This window comes from Amycolatopsis camponoti, assembly GCF_902497555.1.
GTDB lineage: Bacteria > Actinomycetota > Actinomycetes > Mycobacteriales > Pseudonocardiaceae > Amycolatopsis > Amycolatopsis camponoti.
Genome location: NZ_CABVGP010000001.1, coordinates 3,648,165 through 3,664,409, shown reverse-complemented (window position 1 = coordinate 3,664,409; position 16,245 = coordinate 3,648,165). Strand labels below are relative to the sequence as shown.

Genomic DNA, 16,245 nt, shown 5'->3' with positions numbered 1-16,245 from the left:
ACCTACTGGACGTCCCAGAGGCCGCCCAGCTCGGCCACGTCCACGACGGTGGCGGTGCGGGGGAACAGCGTGCCGGTCAGGAAGTCGTGCGTCTCCCGCTCGCGGTCGGCACAGCCGTCGCGCAGGACGGCTATCCGGTAGTCGCGGTCCATCGCCTCGCGGACGGTGCTCAGCACGACGCCGCTGGTGCTGATGCCGGCGAGGACCAGGGTGGTGATCCCGCGCTTTTCCAGCTGCTGTTCGAGGTCCGTGGTGGAGAAGGCGCCGACGCGGATCTTGCGCACCCGGACGTCCTCGGGCCGCGGCGCGAACGCGGCGTGGATCCGCGTCGCGGGCCCGTCGGCGCGCATCACCGCCCGGTGTTCGGGGGCGGCCGCGTACGGGGCGAACATGCTGGTCTCGGGGATCGCGTCGAACTCGGCGTCGTCGAAGCCGACGCGCACCCAGCCGACGTGGGCGCCGCGCCCGCGGACGTCGTCGACGACGGCGGTCACGCGGTCGAGCAGCGCGCCGGCGTCGGGCAGCTGGGCGACGATCCCCTCCTGGTAGTCCATCACCAGCAGCGCGGTGCGGTTCGGGTCGAGCGCGGGGTTCTGCTCAGGCATCGTTCTCGGCTTTCTCGGGTCGGGTGGTGGTGCTTCGGGACAGGGAACGGTCGAACACGGTGACGGCCAGGAAGACCACGCCGATGCCGAGGAGCAGCAGCGCGAGGTCGTGCAGCCCGCCGGTGTCGGCGGCGGTTCCGAAGAGGGCGCCCTGCAGCGCGGAAGAGACGATCGCGCCGAGGTAGCCGAAGGTGCGCAGCAGCCCGGCCGACGCGCCGATGTCGTCGGGATTCGCCTGGCGGTACACGGAGTTCTGCAGCGCGAGGCTGTTCAGCCCCTGCGGCACCCCGGCCACGAGCGCGACGACGACGAGCAGCCAGACCGCGGCGGAGGAGTCGAGCGTCAGCAGCAGCGCGCACCCGGCGAGCTGCCCGAGCGCGGCGACGGCCAGCTTGCCGCGGACCGCTTCGCGCCGCCCGGTGAGCAGCGACACGAGGATCCCGGTCGCGAACAGCGGCAGGGTGGCGAGGCCGGCTTCGGTCGCCGACAGCCCGCGGCCGTGCTCGAGCCATTGCGTGTAGCCGTAGAGGAAGCTGTACGCGATGACGTAGGCCAGCAGCGCGCGGCCGTAGGTGCGCAGCAGCGGGCCGTTGCGGCCGAGCAGCCGCAGGTCGATGAACGGGTGGGCGTGGGTCAGCTCGCGCCCGGCGAAACCGGCGGCCCCCGCGACGGCGATCGCGAGCAGGTACCAGTCCCCCGCGCCCGGGTGCATCAGGAACAGCAGCAGCGAGACGAGCGTGCCGGCGAACAGCGCCATGCCGGGGAAGTCGAGGTCGAACGAGCCCGTCGGCGCGGGCCTCGCCGTCTTGGGGAACCGGCGGGCGCCGAGGACGAAGGCGGCCAGGGCGATCGGGATGTTGAGGGCGAAGGTCGCGCGCCAGCCGCCGACGCCGATGAGCAGGCCGCCCAGCGCCGGGCCGACCACGGAGATCGTCTGGGTGGAGATCGCCAGCACCGTGAGCACGGACGCGGGACTGTCGCGACCGGTGCGGTCGCTCTCGTCGCGGGTCAGCCGCATCGCCGCCGGGTAGCCGGCGCACGTGCCGAAGCCGAGGACGACCCGCGCGACGATCAGCACCGCGAGGTTCGGCGCGAGCGTGCCGATCACCCCCGCCAGCCCGACGAGCGCCGTCGACGGGAGGAACACGCGCCGCGGGCCGTAGCGGTCGATCAGGCGTCCGGCCACCGGTTGCCCGACCGCGGTGGCCAGGTAGAGCGCGGAGATCAGCCACGCGGTCGCCGACGCCGGCTGCCCGAACGCGACGCCGATGGGCACCAGCGCGACCGCGATGATCGTCGAGTTGACCGGGTTGAGCACCGCACCGGAGATCAGCGGGGCGAGCAGCTTCCGGTCGAAGCCGTCGCGCATCCGCTCCCGGGTCGTCATGCCTCGACGACGCGGCCGAGCAGGGCCAGTGCCTCGTTGACCACGGCCAGCTCGTCCTCGGTGAGCCCCTCGGCGAGGGTCCGGGCCAGCCATTCGTGCCGGGAGGCCCGGGCACCCTGCGCGTACGCGCGCCCTTCGGTCGTGAGGAAGAGCAGCTGACGGCGGCCGTCGTCCGGGTCGTCCTCACGGCGGACCAAGCCGAGCTTCTCCAGCGCGGCCACGGTCGCCGCCATCGACTGCGGGCGCACCTTCTCCGCGCCGGCCAGCACGCTCGCCGTCGCCGGCTCGTTGAGCACGAGCCGGGCGAGCGCCGAGGCCTGCGCGGACGTCAGGTCACCGACCGCCGTCGCGTCCATCATCTTCCGCCGCAGCCGGCCGACGAGCACGCGCAACGTCTGCGCGGCCGCGACCGCCGGAGCGGGAACCGTCTTCGAGCCCATATCGACAGCCTAGACTTATCAGTTGACCCTGTCGAATTTCCGGGACGAGCACCCGGAGTTCGAGTAGGCTTTCCCGCCATGGCCTCACCGGAAGCGCTGGTCTCCGCCCTCGCCGACCCCGCCCGTCTCCAGCTGTTCGCCCGGATCTGCGCGGGGCTCCCGGCCGACGGCGCCAAACTCGTGAAGCGGCTGGTCGACGCGGGGCTGGTCACGGTGGAGGGAGACACCTACCGGGCCGTGCCCGAGGTGTTCCGCGAGGCGCTCGCCAAGGCCCCGGCCGACCCGCTCGACGGGCTGTTCCGTCGCGGCAGGCTCATCACCATCCCGCACTCCGGCAAGCGGCGGCAGCTGCTGCTCGCCCACCTCGCCGAGCGCTTCGAGCCGGGCCGGCTCTACACCGAGCAGGACGTCCGCGAGAAGCTGACGATGGTCCACGACGACCACGCGACGCTGCGCCGGTACCTGATCGACGAAGGCCTGCTGCAGCGCAGCAGCGACGGCGGCGCCTACGGCCGTCCGTCGGAGGCCCGCGCCGCCGGCTGAGCCGCGGGGAGGTCGAACAGGGCCAGCACGGAGGGATCGGCGAACACGACGTTGTGCGCGACGCGCCCCCGGTCGACGGTGAACACCTGCAGGGTGTGCAGCCGGTACACCCCGGCGTCGTCGCGGCAGTAGGCGACCAGCGCGGGCTGGCCGTTGGCGGTGGTGCGCGTCATCCGCCAGTCCGGGCCGCGCATCGCGAACAGCCGCTCGAGGAACCGGCCGTAGCCGTCGCGGCCGCGGAACCACAGCGGCACCGGCGGCATCTCCATCACGACGTCGTCGGTCAGCAGCCCGACCAGGCCCGCGACGTCGGCGGATTCGAACGCCCGGACGTAGCGGTCGAGGACCGCCTCGACCGCCGAGTCGTCCGGCTCCGGGACCGCGTCCGCCGAGACGTCGCCGAGACCCGCGCGGGCGCGCTGGAGCGCGCTGTTGACCGCGGCGGGCGTCGTTTCCAGGAAGCCGGCCACCTCGGCGGCACTGAACTCCAGGACGTCCCGCAGGATCAGCACCGCGCGCTGCTTGGGCGGCAGCGTCTGCATCGCCGCGAGCAGCGCCAGCCGGAGCGTGCCCCGGCGCGCCAGGCGCAGGCCGGGGTCGTCCAGGCGGGCGTCCGGGAACGGCTGCAGCCACGGGATCTCGAACGACGGCGTCAGCGGCGCGTCCGCGTCTTCGCTCGGGCGGCCGAGGCCCGAGGGCAGCGGCCGCCGCGCGCGGCCTTCCAGCGCCGTGAGGCAGGCGTTCGTCGCGATCCGGTAGAGCCAGGTGCGCACCGACGCGCGGGCCGGGTCGTAGCCGTCCCACGCCTTCCAGGCGCGGACGAGCGTGTCCTGCACCAGGTCCTCGGCCTCGTGCACCGAGCCGAGCATGCGGTAGCAGTGCACCAGCAGCTCCCGCCGGTGCGGCTCGGTGCGGTCCGCGAAGTCCTGCATCGTCGCCCCTCCCGTCGGGGAATGTACCGGCGGGCGGGCCGCGGTTCATCGCCGCGGGACGATTTACAGGTCGCCGAAGTCTTCGGGCCGCAAGCCGTCGAGCTCGGCGCGGAAGCGGGCGACCTCGGCCTCGGTGTCCAGCACGTCGGCGGCGGGCCCTTCGGCTTCCTGCTCGACCTCCAGCTGCACCGACGCGACGTCGAGCACCTCTTCGGCGACGCGGATCGGGGCACCCTGGCGCAGGCCGAGCGCGACGGCGTCGCTGGGGCGGGCCGAGACGCGGGTGCCGGAGACGAGCACGAGGTCGGCGTAGAAGATGCCGTCCCGCACCTCGGTCAGCTCGACGGCGGCGACGCCCTGGCCGAACGCCGCGAGCACGTCACCGAGCAGCTCGATCGTGCCCGGCCGCGGCTGCGCGATCTGCTCACGTGCCCGCACGAGGGCCTCGGCCTCGCCGTAGCCGATCATGATGGCCAGCCAGCGGCGGGCGCCGTCCGGCTCCCGGAGCAGCATCAGAGGCGCCTCGCCGGGCACCGGAACGGCCATCCCCACGACCTCGATCGGGATCACGCTGACCACCGCACCCTCCGTCTAGGGACTCCTCCGCGCGCGAGGTACCCAGAACCACCGCGTTTGCAACGTGGTTCGGCGACGGAGTTTTTCACCCGGCTCTCCTGGGCTGCGGACAACGCCCGCGAACCTTGCCCGGCCCGGGGCGGCGCTGTCACCGTCGGGGACGTGGAACCGACGATTTCGCGCAGCATCGACGTCCCGGCCGCCCCGGGCACGGTGTGGTCGTGGGTCACCGACCTGCCCCGCATGGGGGAGCTGAGCCCGGAGAACATCGGCGGCCGCTGGCTCGACACCCCCGGCCTCGGCGCGCGCTTCCGCGGCCGCAACCGCAACGGCGAGCTGCAGTGGTGGACGCGGGTGAAGGTGGTGGCCTACGAGGAGGAGCGCCGGTTCGCGTTCGACGTGCGGACGCCGCTGGGCTCGCGCGTCTCGCGGTGGGAGTACGTGCTGGCGCCGACACCGACGGGGTGCCGGGTGACCGAGAACTGGTACCGCAGCGGCGCCTGGGTGGTGCGCAAGTTCATGGGGCCGCGGGTGACCGGGCGGGCGGACCGGCCGGGGTACAACGTCCGGTCGATCGAGCACACGCTCGCCGCGGTGAAGGCCCGTGCCGAAGAGCAGGCCGCGGCAGCGTGACCTGAGTCGCCCTGAACTGGTCAGTCTCTTGTTGAAACCCACCTCGTCCGACTAGGTTGCATTTTCAAACCTAGGAGGGTCATGACCGACACCGCGCCGAAGCCCGGCCTCGTGCTCCTGGTCGTGTCGACCGCGGCGTTCCTCGCGAGCCTCGACACGTTCATCGTCACGATCGCGTTCCCCGGCATCCGGGCCGCCTTCCCCGGCGACGACCTCGCCACGCTGTCGTGGGTCCTCACCGGCTACACGGTCCTGTTCGCCGCCTTCCTCGCCCCGGCCGGGCGGCTGGCCGACCGGTACGGCCGCAAGCGCCTGTTCCTCCTCGGCGTCGCCGTGTTCACCCTCGCTTCGGCCGCCTGTGCCGTCGCGCCGTCGATCCCCGTCCTCGTCGCCTTCCGCGCGGTGCAGGCGATCGGCGCCGCGCTCGTCATGCCGACGTCGCTCGCCCTGCTGCTGACGGCGTTCCCCGCGCACCGGCGGCCGATGGCGGTCGGCGTCTGGGCTTCCGTGGGCGCGGCGGCGGCCGCGCTCGGGCCGCCCGTCGGCGGTCTGCTCGTCGAGGCGTCCTGGCGCTGGGTGTTCCTGGTGAACCTGCCGATCTGCGCGCTGACGCTGCTGGCCGGGCCCCGGGTGCTGCGCGAGTCGCGGGACACCACCACCGGCGTCCCGGACCTGCTCGGCGCGGCCGGCCTCCTGGTCGGCGTCGGGGCGCTGGCCTACGCGCTGGTCGAAGCACCCGACCACGGCTGGACCTCGGGGCCGGTGCTGCTCGCGTTCGCGGTCGCCGCCGTCGCGCTGGCCTGGGTACCGCTGCGCTCGGCGCGCCACGCCGTACCGGTGCTGGACCTGCCGGCGCTGCGCGTCCCCACGCTGTGGCTGGCGTGCGTCACGACCGGGGTGTTCGCGGCCGGGTTCGCCGCGATGCTGTTCGGCAACGTGCTGTTCCTGACGTCGATCTGGCACGACTCGATCCTGGTGGCCGGCCTGTCCCTGGCCCCGGGCCCGCTGATGGTGGTGCCGGTGTCGATCCTGGGCGGCCGGTTCGTGCACCGCTTCGGCCCGGGCCCGGTGGTCGCCCTCGGCGGCGTCTCGTTCGGGGCGGGCGTGCTGCTCTGGTTGCTGCGCATGGGTTCGACGCCCGACTACGCGACGTCGATGCTGCCGGGTCAGCTCCTGACGGGCATCGGCGTCGGGCTGATCCTGCCGAGCCTGTCGGGCGTGGTGGGCACGGTCCTGCCACCGCCCCGGTGGGGCGCGGGGTCGTCGATGGTCAACACGGCGCGGCAGATCGGAACGGTCCTGGGAACGGCGGTCCTGGTGGCGATCTTCGCGGGAACGCCGGACCTGACGGACTTCCGCCACGGCTGGCTCTTGGTCCTGGGTACGGCGGTGGCGACATCGGCGGGCGGGCTGCTGATCGCCGCGCGCCGCCGCACGGATCACCACGTGGAGCCCCAAGCCCGGTCCAGCGCCGAGAGTCCGTCGTCGATCCTCTCCACCGGGATCGAGCCGTAGCCCAGCACCAGCCCCGGCGCCGGCTCCGGCCCCAAGAAGCCGCCGCACAGGTCGGAAAGCGTCTGGACCGCCACTCCCGCGGCCGCCGCCCGTGCGGCGATCGGCTCCAGGTCGACGTCGGCGAGGGCGCACAGGTGCAGCCCGGCCGCCGACGGGACCACCCGGAGACGTCCCGCGAACAACCGGTCCACAGTGGACACCAGACGCTCGTGGCGCTCCGCGTACACCTTCGTCGCGCGGCGGATGTGGCGGGCCAGCAGCCCTTCGTCGACGAACCGGGCCAGCGCCGCCTGGGCCGGGACGTCGCCGTGCCAGTCCGACAGCTGGCGCGCGTGCCGCAACGCGTTCTGCAGCGATGGCGGTGCGATGAGGAACCCCAGGCGCAGCATGGGAAGAAGCGTCTTCGAGAACGACCCGACATACGCCACGCGCCCGCCGCGGTCCAGGCTCTGCAACGGCTCCAGGGGCCGGTCGGAGAACCGGAACTCGCTGTCGTAGTCGTCCTCGACGACGACCGCGTCCGCGCGCGCGGCCCACGCCAGCAGCGCCGTGCGGCGGGCCAGGGACATCGGCGTCCCGAGCGGGAACTGGTGTGACGGCGTGACGTACACCAGCTTCGTCCGCGACGGCAGCGCGGCCACGTCGAGACCTTCGCCGTCCACGGGCACACCGACGACTTCGGCGCCGTGGGACGCGAAGAGCAGCTTCGCCTGCCGGTAGCCGGGTTCTTCGACGGCCACCCGGTCACCCGGCGAAATCAGCACCCGGCAGAGCAGGTCGAGGGCCTGCTGCGCCCCTTGCGTGACGAGCACGTCGTCGGCGTCGGCGCGCACCGAGCGGGACACGCCGACGTGGCGGGCGATCGCCGCGCGCAGGCCGGCGTGCCCGGCCGGATCCGCGTAGTGCGAGACGCTGTCACGGAGTTCGCGGGCGAGGAAGCGCCGCCAGGTTTCGAGCGGGAACAGCGCCGCGTCGGGGATGCCGACGCGGAAGTCGTACGCCGGCGCCTCCGCCACCGCGGCGACCGGCGCCGGCAACGACCGCCAGATCACCTTCGGCCGTGGCCCGTGCGCCGCAGGAGCCTTGCGCGGCTTCGGCACCGGCAGCGAACCGCTGACGTACGTCCCGGCGCCGACCCGGCCGGTGAGGAACCCGTCGGCGGTCAGCCGGTCGTAGGCGACCGCGACGGTGTTGCGCGAGACCGCCAGGCGCCGCGCCAGCTCCCGGGTCGGCGGCAGCCGCTCCCCCGCCCGCAGCCTGCCGTCCAGCACGGCGTCGCGCAGCTGCCGGTAGATCCGGACCGACAGGTCGCCACGCCCGGCCAGGCTGACGTGGAAGTCCATCCGGCGAGCCTACATTGGCCCAATCCGTTTCGAGAGAATTGGATCTGGGATCGGGCCAAGTGGCGATCTACCGTTACCCCATGACCGTGACCTTGGACCGCCCCGCTCCCGCCCGCCCCGGCCGGCTGCTGGCCGCCGCCCAGCTGGCCGGGTCGCTCGGCGACGGCGCGTTCCTGACCTGCTCGGTGCTGTTCTTCACGCGGATCGTCGGGCTGACGCCGGCGCAGGTCGGGCTGGGCCTCACGCTCGGCTGGGCGGTCGGCTCGGTCGCGGGCGTGCCGCTCGGCCACCTCGCCGACCGCCACGGCGCGCGCGGCTCCGCGGTGCTGCTCGCGCTGGCGACGAGCGCGTCCATCCTGACGTTCCTGCTGGTCCGCACGCCGCTGCTGTTCGTCCTCGCCGCGTGCCTCTACGGCAGCTGCCAGACCGGTCTGGCCGCCGTCCGCCAGGCGCTGCTGGCCGCGCTCGCCGACCCGGAGCGGCGGACGCGCATCCGGGCCCAGCTGCAGTCGGCGGGCAACGCGGGGCTCGCCGTCGGCGCCGGCCTGGGCGGCCTCGCGCTCTCGGCCGACACCGCGCCGGCGTACCTGACGGTCTTCGTCCTCGACGCCGCGACCTTCGTGGTCACCGCCGGTCTCATGCTCGCGCTGCCCGCCGTGACTCCGTCGGCCCCGCGCGCCGGGGAGCCGAAGCTGGCGGTGCTGCGCGACCGGCCCTACGCGCTGGTGACGCTGCTCAACGCGATCCTGCTGCTGCGGATGCCGCTGCTGAGCGTCGCGATCCCGCTGTGGATCGTCGAGCGGACCGCCGCGCCGGGCTGGACGGTGTCCGCGCTGTTCGTGCTCAACACGGTCGTCGTGGTGCTGCTCCAGGTCCGGGTCGCGGGACGCCTGGCGAGCATCGGCTCGGCGGCGCGGATGGTGCGCCGGTCCGGCGTGCTGCTCCTCGCGTCCTGCGTGGCGTTCGCGCTGTCGGCGTCCGGGACTTCGCCGTGGATCGCGTTCGCGGTGCTGGTGGTGGGCGCGGTGGTGCAGGTGTTCGGCGAGATGCTGCAGTCGGCCGGCACCTGGGAAATCGGCTTCGCGCTGGCGCCGGCCGACCGGCAGGGGCAGTACCAGGGGTTCTTCGGCACGGGGGTGTCGGTGGCGCGCGCGATCGGGCCGGTGCTGCTCAGCACCGTCGTGATCGGCTGGGGCCTGCCGGGGTGGCTGCTGCTGGGCGCGGTCTTCCTGGCGGCGGGCTGGGCGATGGGCCCGGCGGTGCGCTGGGCCCAGGCCACGCGCTGACCTGCCCGGCTACGACTTCAGCTGCCGCGCGTTCAGCCCGTACTGCGCCATCTTCCGGTAGAGCGTCGCCCGGCCCATGCCGAGCTTCTCCGCCGCGTGCACCACCGTCGCCCCCGGCTCGGACAGGCACCGGACGATCTCGTCCCGTTCCATCGCCTGCAACCGGCTCAACCGATGTCCCACTCCGCTGAACACCTCGGCGGGCAGATGCGCCGTGTCGATCACGTCGGACCGCGAAGCCGCTTCGCGCACAACCCGCCGTAGCTGCTTCGCGTTCTCCGGCCAGTCGAACGCCGTCAACGCCCGTGACGCCGCCGAAGTGAACGTGACGTCCCGGCCGCGGTCCCGCCGGGCGAAGTGGTGGGCCAGCGGGAGGACGTCGTCCGGCCGGAACCGCAGCGCCGGCAGCTCGACGACCAGGTCGACCAGCGGCCGCAGCGCCGCCGGCACCGAGCCGGCGTCCACCGCGGTGAGCACGAACGGTGCCGGCCCGCCGCCCCGGACCTCGGCGAACCGCCGCGCCAGCTCCTCCGCCGCCCACGCGGGCAGCGCCTCCACGCCCGACACGATCACGCACGTGCCGTCCTTGGCCAGCTCGGGCGTCCACAGCGTCAGCCACGTGTCGACGTCGTCGGGGGCCGGCGGGCGCGCGTTGAGGAGGCGCTCGCGGGGCCGCAGGTCCCGCCGCGCCAGCGCCGCCAGCGCCGTCTTGCCCGCGCCCGGCTCACCGACGACCGCGACCACCCGACCGGCGCCGAACGCCGTGTGCGCCTCGGCGACCGCGGTGGTCCAGGCGGGCGAAAGCCGCGGCACGTCACCCGGGTCGACGCGGTCGGCGTAGACCCGGAAGACCTCGCCTCGCGGGGTCGGCCGGGCGATGCGCCCGGACGCGCGCGCCAGCATCAGCGCCGCGGTGTTCCCGGCGGCGGCCTGCGCCAGCGCCAGCAGCAGCCCCGACGACTGCTCCGACCAGGTCGTGAGGTTGACGCTGCCGGCGAGCGCACCGGTCAGCGGGTCGAGCACCGGGACCGCCGCGCAGGTGTAGCCCCGCAGGTCGGTGCAGTAGTGCTCGCTCGCCCGGACCAGCGACGGCGCCCGGTCGGCGAGCGCCAGGCCGAGCCCGTTGGTGCCCGCGTTGCTCTCCGCGAAGTAGAACCCCGGCGCCAGGTGCACGCGGTCGAGCGAGCGGTTGATGGACGCGTCCGTGCACAGCCGGCTCAGCACCAGGCCTTCGCTGTCGGTGATCATCAGGCTGATCGGCTCGTTGGCCAGCGTCGTCTGCAGGCCGCGCAGCACCTCGGTGCCGCATTCGTAGAGCAGTGACCCGGTGTCGACCGCGCCCGAGAAGACCGGCACGACCTCGTCCTCGGGCACGCCGTACCGCTCGCTGCGCTGCCACGACGCCCGCAGCCGGGGCGCGATGGCGGCCGCCCCGCGCGCGTCGAACGAGCGCGTGACCTGCACCTGCGGGTTCTCCACCTCGGCCTCCCGGGACGCGGCTCTGCGTCGGACTCCCCCACCGTACGTCCACCGATCGGACGCCGGGAGTGCGCGCTGTCTCATATCGAGACACGCGAAGGGTCCCTGACCAGCGCCGACGTCCCTACCGTCCCAGCAACACACGACGACGTGGAGGACCCGGATGTACAGCAAGGACGGCGAGACGTACTTCATCGTGGATGCCCACGTGGCACTCTGGGACGCACGGCCGGAGAACCAGCGCAACATCCACGGCAAGCAGTTCATCGACTGCTTCTACGACTACCACCGCAACCTCAGCCCCGAGTCCGAGGTCTGGCCGTACGAGGACTACCTCTACCAGGGCGGCGAGCGGCTGATGAAGGACCTGTTCGACGACGGGTACGTCGACCACGCGATCTTCCAGCCCGCCCACCTCGGCGCGTTCTACAACAACGGCTTCGGGCAGACCGAGGAAGCCTTCGCCCTCCAGCAGAAGCACCCCGACAAGCTCACGTACAACCACAATTTCGACCCGCGGCTCGAACAGGCCGGGCTGGACCAGCTCAAGCGCGACGCCGAGCGCTTCGGCCTCAAGGGCGTCAAGCTCTACACCGCCGAGTGGCAGGGCGACTCGCGCGGGTACAAGCTCGACGACAAGTGGACGTACAAGTACTTCGAGGCCTGCCAGGAACTCGGGATCAAGAACATCCACGTCCACAAGGGACCGACGATCCGCCCGCTGGACCGCGACGCCTTCGACGTCGCCGACGTCGACCACGTGGCCACCGACTTCACCGACCTCAACTTCGTCGTGGAGCACTGCGGCCTGCCCCGGCTGGAGGACTTCTGCTGGATCGCGACGCAGGAGCCGAACGTCCACGCGGGCCTCGCCGTCGCGATGCCGTTCATCCACACGCGGCCGAAGTACTTCGCGCAGATCATCGGCGAACTGCTGTACTGGCTCGACGAAGACCGGATCCAGTTCTCCAGCGACTACGCGATCTGGACGCCTCGCTGGCTGGTCGAGCGGTTCGTGGACTTCCAGATCCCGGAAGACCTGCCGGAGTACGCACCGCTGACGGCCGACCAGAAGAAGAAGATCCTCGGCCTCAACGCGGCGGCGATGTACGACATCCCGGTGCCCGCGGAGCTGCGGCTCGCGCCGATCGAGACCCAGGCCGTGTCGGTGGCGTGACGTGGACGCCTACACCGCGCTGGACGCGGTTCTCGACCCGGAGCTCGACGAGCCCATCACCGACCTCGGCTTCGTCAAGTCGCTCACCGTGGACGGCACCCGGGTGACCGTCCACTTGCGACTGCCGACGTCGTTCTGCGCGCCGAACTTCGCCTACCTCATGGCGTCGGACGCCAAGGACGTGCTGACCGCGCTGCCGTGGACGTCCGAGGTCGTGGTGGAGCTCGACGACCACCACGACTCCGATCTCATCAACCGCGGGCTCGCCGCGGACGCCGGCTACCGCGGGACGTTCGGCCACGAAGCCGAGGAAGACCTCGAGGAGCTGAGGCTGACGTTCCGGCGCAAGGCGCACCAGGCGGCGATGGAACGCGCGCTGACGGTGCTGCTGCGCGCGGACGAGGACGTCGACCTGCACGGCGTCACCCTCGCGGACCTGCCGGACGTTCCCGCCGCCGCGGCACTGCTGCGGCGGCGGGAAGCGCTCGGGCTTCCGTCCGATCCTTCCTCCCCGGTGCTCGTCGATCACGACGGAACCCCGTTCCCCCGCGAGGAAATCCCGCTGCGGCTACGGTTCGCCCGGTCGGTCCGCATCTCGATCGAAGGCAACTCGCACTTTTGCCGCGGGCTGCTCCGCACCCGTTACCCCGAGTCCACTGTGGAGGTTTCAGCATGAAGGCGGTCCAGGTCGTCGGGTACGACGAGCCGTTGCGGATGACCGACGTCCCGGAGCCCGCGGTCACCGGCCCGTTCGACGTCATCGTGAAGATCGGTGGCGCGGGCGTGTGCCGCACCGACCTGCACATCCTGGAAGGGCAGTGGAAGGAGAAGTCCGGCGTCACGCTGCCCTACACGATCGGGCACGAGAACGCGGGCTGGGTGCACGCGGTCGGCAGTGCGGTCACGAACGTCGCCGAGGGCGACAAGGTGATCGTGCACCCGCTGATCACGTGCGGGCTGTGCCGGGCGTGCCGCTTCGGCGACGACGTCCACTGCACGCAGTCGCAGTTCCCCGGCATCGACACCGCGGGCGGCTACGCCGAGTACCTCAAGACGTCCGCGCGCAGTGTCGTGAAGATCGACGACTCGCTGGAGCCGGCGGACGTCGCGGCGCTGGCGGACGCCGGGCTGACGGCGTATCACGCGGCGGCGAAAGCGGCGCGGCGCCTGCGTCCGGGCGACAAGTGCGTCGTCATCGGCGCGGGCGGGCTCGGGCACATCGGCATCCAGGTGCTCAAGGCGATCTCGGCGGCCGAGCTGATCGTCGTGGACCGCAACCCGGAGGCGGTGAAGCTGGCGGTGTCGATCGGCGCGGACCACGGCGTGGTAGGCGACGGCTCCCAGGTCTCGCAGGTGCTCGACCTGACCGGCGGGAACGGCGCCGAGACGGTGATCGACTTCGTCGGCGAGGGCGGCGCGACGCGCGACGGGATCGCGATGCTGCGGCGGGCGGGCGACTACCACGTCGTCGGCTACGGCGAGAACATCGACGTCCCGACGATCGACGTCATCTCGACGGAGATCAACTTGATCGGCAACCTGGTGGGGTCCTACAACGACCTGTGCGAGCTGATGGTGCTGGCCGCGCAGGGCCGCGTGAAGCTCCACACGGCCCGCTACTCGCTGGACGACTTCCAGGAGGCCCTGGACGACCTCGACGCCGGACGCATCCGCGGCCGAGCGATCCTGGTCCCCTGACCGGAAGGCGTGTTCGGAGAGGCATCACCCGTGATCAGCCGGGCATCACGCGTGATTGAGCGGGCATCACCCGTGTCTGGGCGGGCATCACCGTGATGCCCCTCCAATCACGCGTGATGCCCCTCCGGACACGGGTGATGCCCCTCCGATCACGGGCTTGGCTGGGGTGGTGGGGCCTGGTGCAGGGACAGGTCCGGGCCGGCGGCGGAGTCCGGGGCCCAGGCGCCGGACTCCGCCGTCCACGTCTGGCCGGCGAAGCTCACCTTGTCGACGCCCAGCGCCTCCGCGCGGCCGACCAGCCAGCTCGCGTACGTCCACCCCTGCGCCGGCGGGTGGGCTCCGCTCAGCTTGGCCGTGCCCAGCTCCGCGGTGGCGGCGGCCGCCAGGTCGCCGGGCGGCGCCAACGTCAGGTTGCGGCAGGTCAGCGTGGCCGGGAACTGGCCGGTGAACGCCGCCGCCATCGCGCGGGACTGCGGCTCCCACTGCGCGTACGCGTCCGGGACGCCCGAGCGCTGGATCTCCTGGGCCGCCTCGGTGACCGGCAGCGTCTCCCAGCCGGGCAGCTTCTCGAGCTTCTCGTAGAACGCCGTCGCGGCGTAGACCGGGTCGCGCAGCTGCGTGACCGTGCCCCAGCCCTGGCTGGGCCGCTGCTGGAACAACCCGACCGAGTCGCGGTCACCGCCCTCGAGGTTCTGCAGCTTCGACTCCTGCAACGCCGTGGCCAGCGCGACCGTGACCGCGTGCGGCGGCAGTCCCAGCTTGGTCCCGACGGCCGCGATCCGGGCGGCGTTGTCCATCTGCTCCGGCGTGAACGTGTACCCGTTCTGCCCGGCCACGGCCACCGTGCAGCCCGGCGTCCGCACCGGGCTGCGCGTCAGCACCACCGCCACGACGACCCCCGCGGTCAGTACCACGACCGCCCCCAGGAAGAGGGCCACCTTCAGGCCACACCCGCGCACTCTGCCTCGCCTTCACCCGTTCGTCCTAGTCTGCCAAAGGCAGGACGCGGGGCGCCGGGTGGAGGTTCAGTGGGTGGCGCCGAGGAAGATCGGATTGGACATCGCCACCATCGCGTTCGGCTGGGTGGTGTTCGGGCCCCCGGACGGGCGACGGACCTCGACGCGCACCCACCGCGAGTAACGCGGGTACGTCGTCCACGTCACCGTGGCCGCTCCCGAGTCGCCGATCGTCTCCGTGTGCTCCGGCCCCAGCTGGTCGAGGAACGTGACCGTCGTCCCCGGCACGCCGCCGACCGCCGCGCGCACCGTCACCGGCGTCCCGGTGCCCGCCGGGAGCCGCTCGCCGATCCCCGCCGTACGGCCGCCGCCGGACACCGTGAAGTCCAGCTGGACCGCCGACGACTCCGCCAGCCACGACCGTCCCGCCTTCAGGCCCTCCAGGAGTTCCTTGCGGCGCAACCGGTCCGCGAGCACCACGGTGTGCGGCAGCGCGACGCGCTGGTCCGGGTTGTGCGCGTCGGAGTCGCCGATGGCCGGGATGAACCGGCCGCCGCGCAGCAGGCCGTCCCAGTGGATGACGCTCGCCTCGTCGTCCTGGGTCCACGGCCCGTTCCACACCTCGACGAGGTCGGCGATCTCGTACGCGAACTCGTAGGTGCAGCCGAAGCAGTTCGCGAACGGGTGCGCCGCGGTGACCAGGCCGCCCGCGCGGTGCACCTGGTCGGTGAAGCGGCGGAAGTCCTGCGGGTCGGCGGCCCGGTAGCGCCAGTCGATCCACGTGCCGGCGGGCAGGCCGATCGCGGGCCAGTGCCCGGACCGCGTCGTCACCTCTTCGCCGTTGAGGATCAGCAGGTCGTCGGTGGCGTACCGGCCCCAGACGAGCTGGGAGCTCGACGTGTTGTGGTCGGTGGAGACGATGAAGTCGAGGCCGGCGGCGCGCGCGTCGGCGACCAGCTGGTCCGGGGTGCGGCGGCCGTCGGAGTGCACGGTGTGCAGGTGGCCGTCGCCGCGGTACCAGGCGCGGCCGCGCTCGCGGGCCGGCGCGGACTCCGGCGCGGGCTTCGGCACGAACGGTGCCGCGTCCGGCCCGAAGGTCAGCGTGATGTCCACTTTGTAGTTCAGGCCCTGCGGCGCGACGGTGTACGGCCCGAGGATGACGTGCCACCGGCCCGGCTTGACCGGGCCGGCGAGGTAGCCGGGCGTCGCCTCGGCCGCGCTGATCGAGAACCGGTCGCGGAAGCCGCCGGACCAGCCGCGGAAGCCGCGCGCGTTGCCCAGCTCGTGGCCTTCCGGGCCGAACATGCCGATGTCGCAGGCGTTCCCGCGGGTCCCGGCGGGCACCTGGGGCTTGTCGTAGGAGTAGACGACGTCGATCTGGCGCACCCCGCGCGGGACGTCGACCGGCAGGTAGTACCAGTCCGGCACGTCCGGTTTCAGGGTGCCCGTGACCGTCCGGGTCTGGCTGCCGGTGCCGCCCGGCTGGTCGGCGAACGCGACGCCGGGCAGCATCCCCAAGGCCGCCCCGGCCGCCGCCACGCCGCTCGCGCGCAGCAGCGCGCGCCGGCTCAAGTCCCCAGAACTCATGCGTACCTCCGCATCGAAAGACGCCCCGACGCTAGGGGAGCAACGCGAACGCCGACAAGAACCGGCGGTGAACTTTCGGCGCGCAGCG

16 protein-coding genes are annotated in these 16,245 nt (G+C 72.8%); 7 read left to right on the top strand and 9 right to left on the bottom strand.

The genetic code is table 11. The features are described from left to right. Positions 1-2: 2 nt before the first annotated feature. From AA23TX_RS17310 to AA23TX_RS17300, 3 genes are read right to left on the bottom strand one after another with little or no spacing between them, the layout of a single operon-like run. Entirely contained in the window at positions 3-605 is a 603-nt protein-coding gene (locus AA23TX_RS17310; protein WP_155543529.1) for a cysteine hydrolase family protein, read from the bottom strand. Then, the gene (locus tag AA23TX_RS17305) at positions 598-1,992 is read right to left on the bottom strand and encodes an MFS transporter (protein WP_155543528.1); all 1,395 of its coding nucleotides are present in this window, start codon (positions 1,990-1,992) and stop codon (positions 598-600) included. The genes AA23TX_RS17310 and AA23TX_RS17305 overlap by 8 nt, the downstream gene beginning before the upstream one ends. Then, entirely contained in the window at positions 1,989-2,432 is a 444-nt protein-coding gene (locus AA23TX_RS17300; protein WP_155543527.1) for a MarR family winged helix-turn-helix transcriptional regulator, read from the bottom strand. The genes AA23TX_RS17305 and AA23TX_RS17300 overlap by 4 nt, the downstream gene beginning before the upstream one ends. A gap of 78 nt (positions 2,433-2,510) precedes the next feature. Between AA23TX_RS17300 and AA23TX_RS17295 the strand changes: the two genes are divergently transcribed. Next, on the top strand, positions 2,511-2,975 hold the full coding sequence (locus AA23TX_RS17295) for a DUF2087 domain-containing protein (RefSeq protein ID WP_155543526.1): 465 nt from the start codon (positions 2,511-2,513) through the stop codon (positions 2,973-2,975). Here AA23TX_RS17295 and AA23TX_RS17290 read toward each other — a convergent pair. After that, positions 2,939-3,907 carry a sigma-70 family RNA polymerase sigma factor gene (locus AA23TX_RS17290; RefSeq protein ID WP_155543525.1) on the bottom strand — a complete coding sequence of 323 codons (969 nt, stop codon included), beginning with the start codon at positions 3,905-3,907 and terminating at the stop codon, positions 2,939-2,941. The two genes, AA23TX_RS17295 and AA23TX_RS17290, sit on opposite strands and share 37 nt — an antisense overlap. Before the next feature lie 63 nt (positions 3,908-3,970). Then, positions 3,971-4,486, bottom strand: coding sequence for a bifunctional nuclease family protein (locus AA23TX_RS17285; RefSeq protein ID WP_155543524.1), 516 nt, complete (start codon positions 4,484-4,486; stop codon positions 3,971-3,973). Between the two features lie 159 nt (positions 4,487-4,645). On the opposite strand from AA23TX_RS17285, the gene AA23TX_RS17280 reads away from it, so the two are divergent. Then, complete coding sequence (locus AA23TX_RS17280; RefSeq protein WP_196425359.1) at positions 4,646-5,116, top strand: SRPBCC family protein; 471 nt, start codon at positions 4,646-4,648, stop codon at positions 5,114-5,116. Positions 5,117-5,197: 81 nt separating this feature from the next. After that, positions 5,198-6,631: an MFS transporter gene (locus AA23TX_RS17275; protein ID WP_155543523.1), complete on the top strand. Its 1,434-nt coding sequence runs from the start codon at positions 5,198-5,200 to the stop codon at positions 6,629-6,631. Here the strand turns inward: AA23TX_RS17275 and pdxR are convergent. Beyond that, positions 6,556-7,974 (bottom strand): MocR-like pyridoxine biosynthesis transcription factor PdxR, encoded by a 1,419-nt coding sequence (gene pdxR, locus AA23TX_RS17270; RefSeq protein WP_155543522.1) that lies wholly within the window; start codon positions 7,972-7,974, stop codon positions 6,556-6,558. The genes AA23TX_RS17275 and pdxR overlap by 76 nt on opposite strands. An 80-nt stretch (positions 7,975-8,054) precedes the next feature. Between pdxR and AA23TX_RS17265 the strand changes: the two genes are divergently transcribed. Then, positions 8,055-9,260 (top strand): MFS transporter, encoded by a 1,206-nt coding sequence (locus AA23TX_RS17265; RefSeq protein ID WP_155543521.1) that lies wholly within the window; start codon positions 8,055-8,057, stop codon positions 9,258-9,260. Positions 9,261-9,269: 9 nt separating this feature from the next. On the opposite strand, the gene AA23TX_RS17260 is transcribed toward AA23TX_RS17265, so the two are convergent. Next, positions 9,270-10,739 (bottom strand): AAA-type ATPase lid domain-containing protein, encoded by a 1,470-nt coding sequence (locus AA23TX_RS17260; RefSeq protein WP_230862548.1) that lies wholly within the window; start codon positions 10,737-10,739, stop codon positions 9,270-9,272. 163 nt (positions 10,740-10,902) lie between these two features. On the opposite strand from AA23TX_RS17260, the gene AA23TX_RS17255 reads away from it, so the two are divergent. The 3 genes from AA23TX_RS17255 to AA23TX_RS17245 are packed head-to-tail and all read left to right on the top strand — an operon-like array spanning position 10,903 to position 13,614. Beyond that, positions 10,903-11,916 carry an amidohydrolase family protein gene (locus AA23TX_RS17255; protein ID WP_155543519.1) on the top strand — a complete coding sequence of 338 codons (1,014 nt, stop codon included), beginning with the start codon at positions 10,903-10,905 and terminating at the stop codon, positions 11,914-11,916. Position 11,917: 1 nt separating this feature from the next. Continuing rightward, on the top strand, positions 11,918-12,592 hold the full coding sequence (locus AA23TX_RS17250; RefSeq protein ID WP_155543518.1) for an iron-sulfur cluster assembly protein: 675 nt from the start codon (positions 11,918-11,920) through the stop codon (positions 12,590-12,592). Then, on the top strand, positions 12,589-13,614 hold the full coding sequence (locus AA23TX_RS17245) for an NAD(P)-dependent alcohol dehydrogenase (RefSeq protein WP_155543517.1): 1,026 nt from the start codon (positions 12,589-12,591) through the stop codon (positions 13,612-13,614). The genes AA23TX_RS17250 and AA23TX_RS17245 overlap by 4 nt, the downstream gene beginning before the upstream one ends. A gap of 149 nt (positions 13,615-13,763) precedes the next feature. On the opposite strand, the gene AA23TX_RS17240 is transcribed toward AA23TX_RS17245, so the two are convergent. Next, positions 13,764-14,552 (bottom strand): hypothetical protein, encoded by a 789-nt coding sequence (locus AA23TX_RS17240; protein WP_155543516.1) that lies wholly within the window; start codon positions 14,550-14,552, stop codon positions 13,764-13,766. Positions 14,553-14,639: 87 nt separating this feature from the next. Further along, on the bottom strand, positions 14,640-16,157 hold the full coding sequence (locus AA23TX_RS17235; RefSeq protein ID WP_155543515.1) for a CehA/McbA family metallohydrolase: 1,518 nt from the start codon (positions 16,155-16,157) through the stop codon (positions 14,640-14,642). Positions 16,158-16,245 lie beyond the last annotated feature (88 nt).

Excerpts from the sequence above, each read along its gene's own strand:
- pdxR (WP_155543522.1), bottom strand. The coding sequence starts at position 7,974 with ATGGACTTCCACGTCAGCCTGGCCGGGCGTGGCGACCTGTCGGTCCGG.
- AA23TX_RS17235 (WP_155543515.1), bottom strand. The coding sequence starts at position 16,157 with ATGAGTTCTGGGGACTTGAGCCGGCGCGCGCTGCTGCGCGCGAGCGGC.
- AA23TX_RS17295 (WP_155543526.1), top strand. The coding sequence starts at position 2,511 with ATGGCCTCACCGGAAGCGCTGGTCTCCGCCCTCGCCGACCCCGCCCGT.
- AA23TX_RS17290 (WP_155543525.1), bottom strand. The coding sequence starts at position 3,907 with ATGCAGGACTTCGCGGACCGCACCGAGCCGCACCGGCGGGAGCTGCTG.
- AA23TX_RS17265 (WP_155543521.1), top strand. The coding sequence starts at position 8,055 with ATGACCGTGACCTTGGACCGCCCCGCTCCCGCCCGCCCCGGCCGGCTG.
- AA23TX_RS17245 (WP_155543517.1), top strand. The coding sequence starts at position 12,589 with ATGAAGGCGGTCCAGGTCGTCGGGTACGACGAGCCGTTGCGGATGACC.
- AA23TX_RS17300 (WP_155543527.1), bottom strand. The coding sequence starts at position 2,432 with ATGGGCTCGAAGACGGTTCCCGCTCCGGCGGTCGCGGCCGCGCAGACG.
- AA23TX_RS17310 (WP_155543529.1), bottom strand. The coding sequence starts at position 605 with ATGCCTGAGCAGAACCCCGCGCTCGACCCGAACCGCACCGCGCTGCTG.
- AA23TX_RS17275 (WP_155543523.1), top strand. The coding sequence starts at position 5,198 with ATGACCGACACCGCGCCGAAGCCCGGCCTCGTGCTCCTGGTCGTGTCG.
- AA23TX_RS17305 (WP_155543528.1), bottom strand. The coding sequence starts at position 1,992 with ATGACGACCCGGGAGCGGATGCGCGACGGCTTCGACCGGAAGCTGCTC.
- AA23TX_RS17255 (WP_155543519.1), top strand. The coding sequence starts at position 10,903 with ATGTACAGCAAGGACGGCGAGACGTACTTCATCGTGGATGCCCACGTG.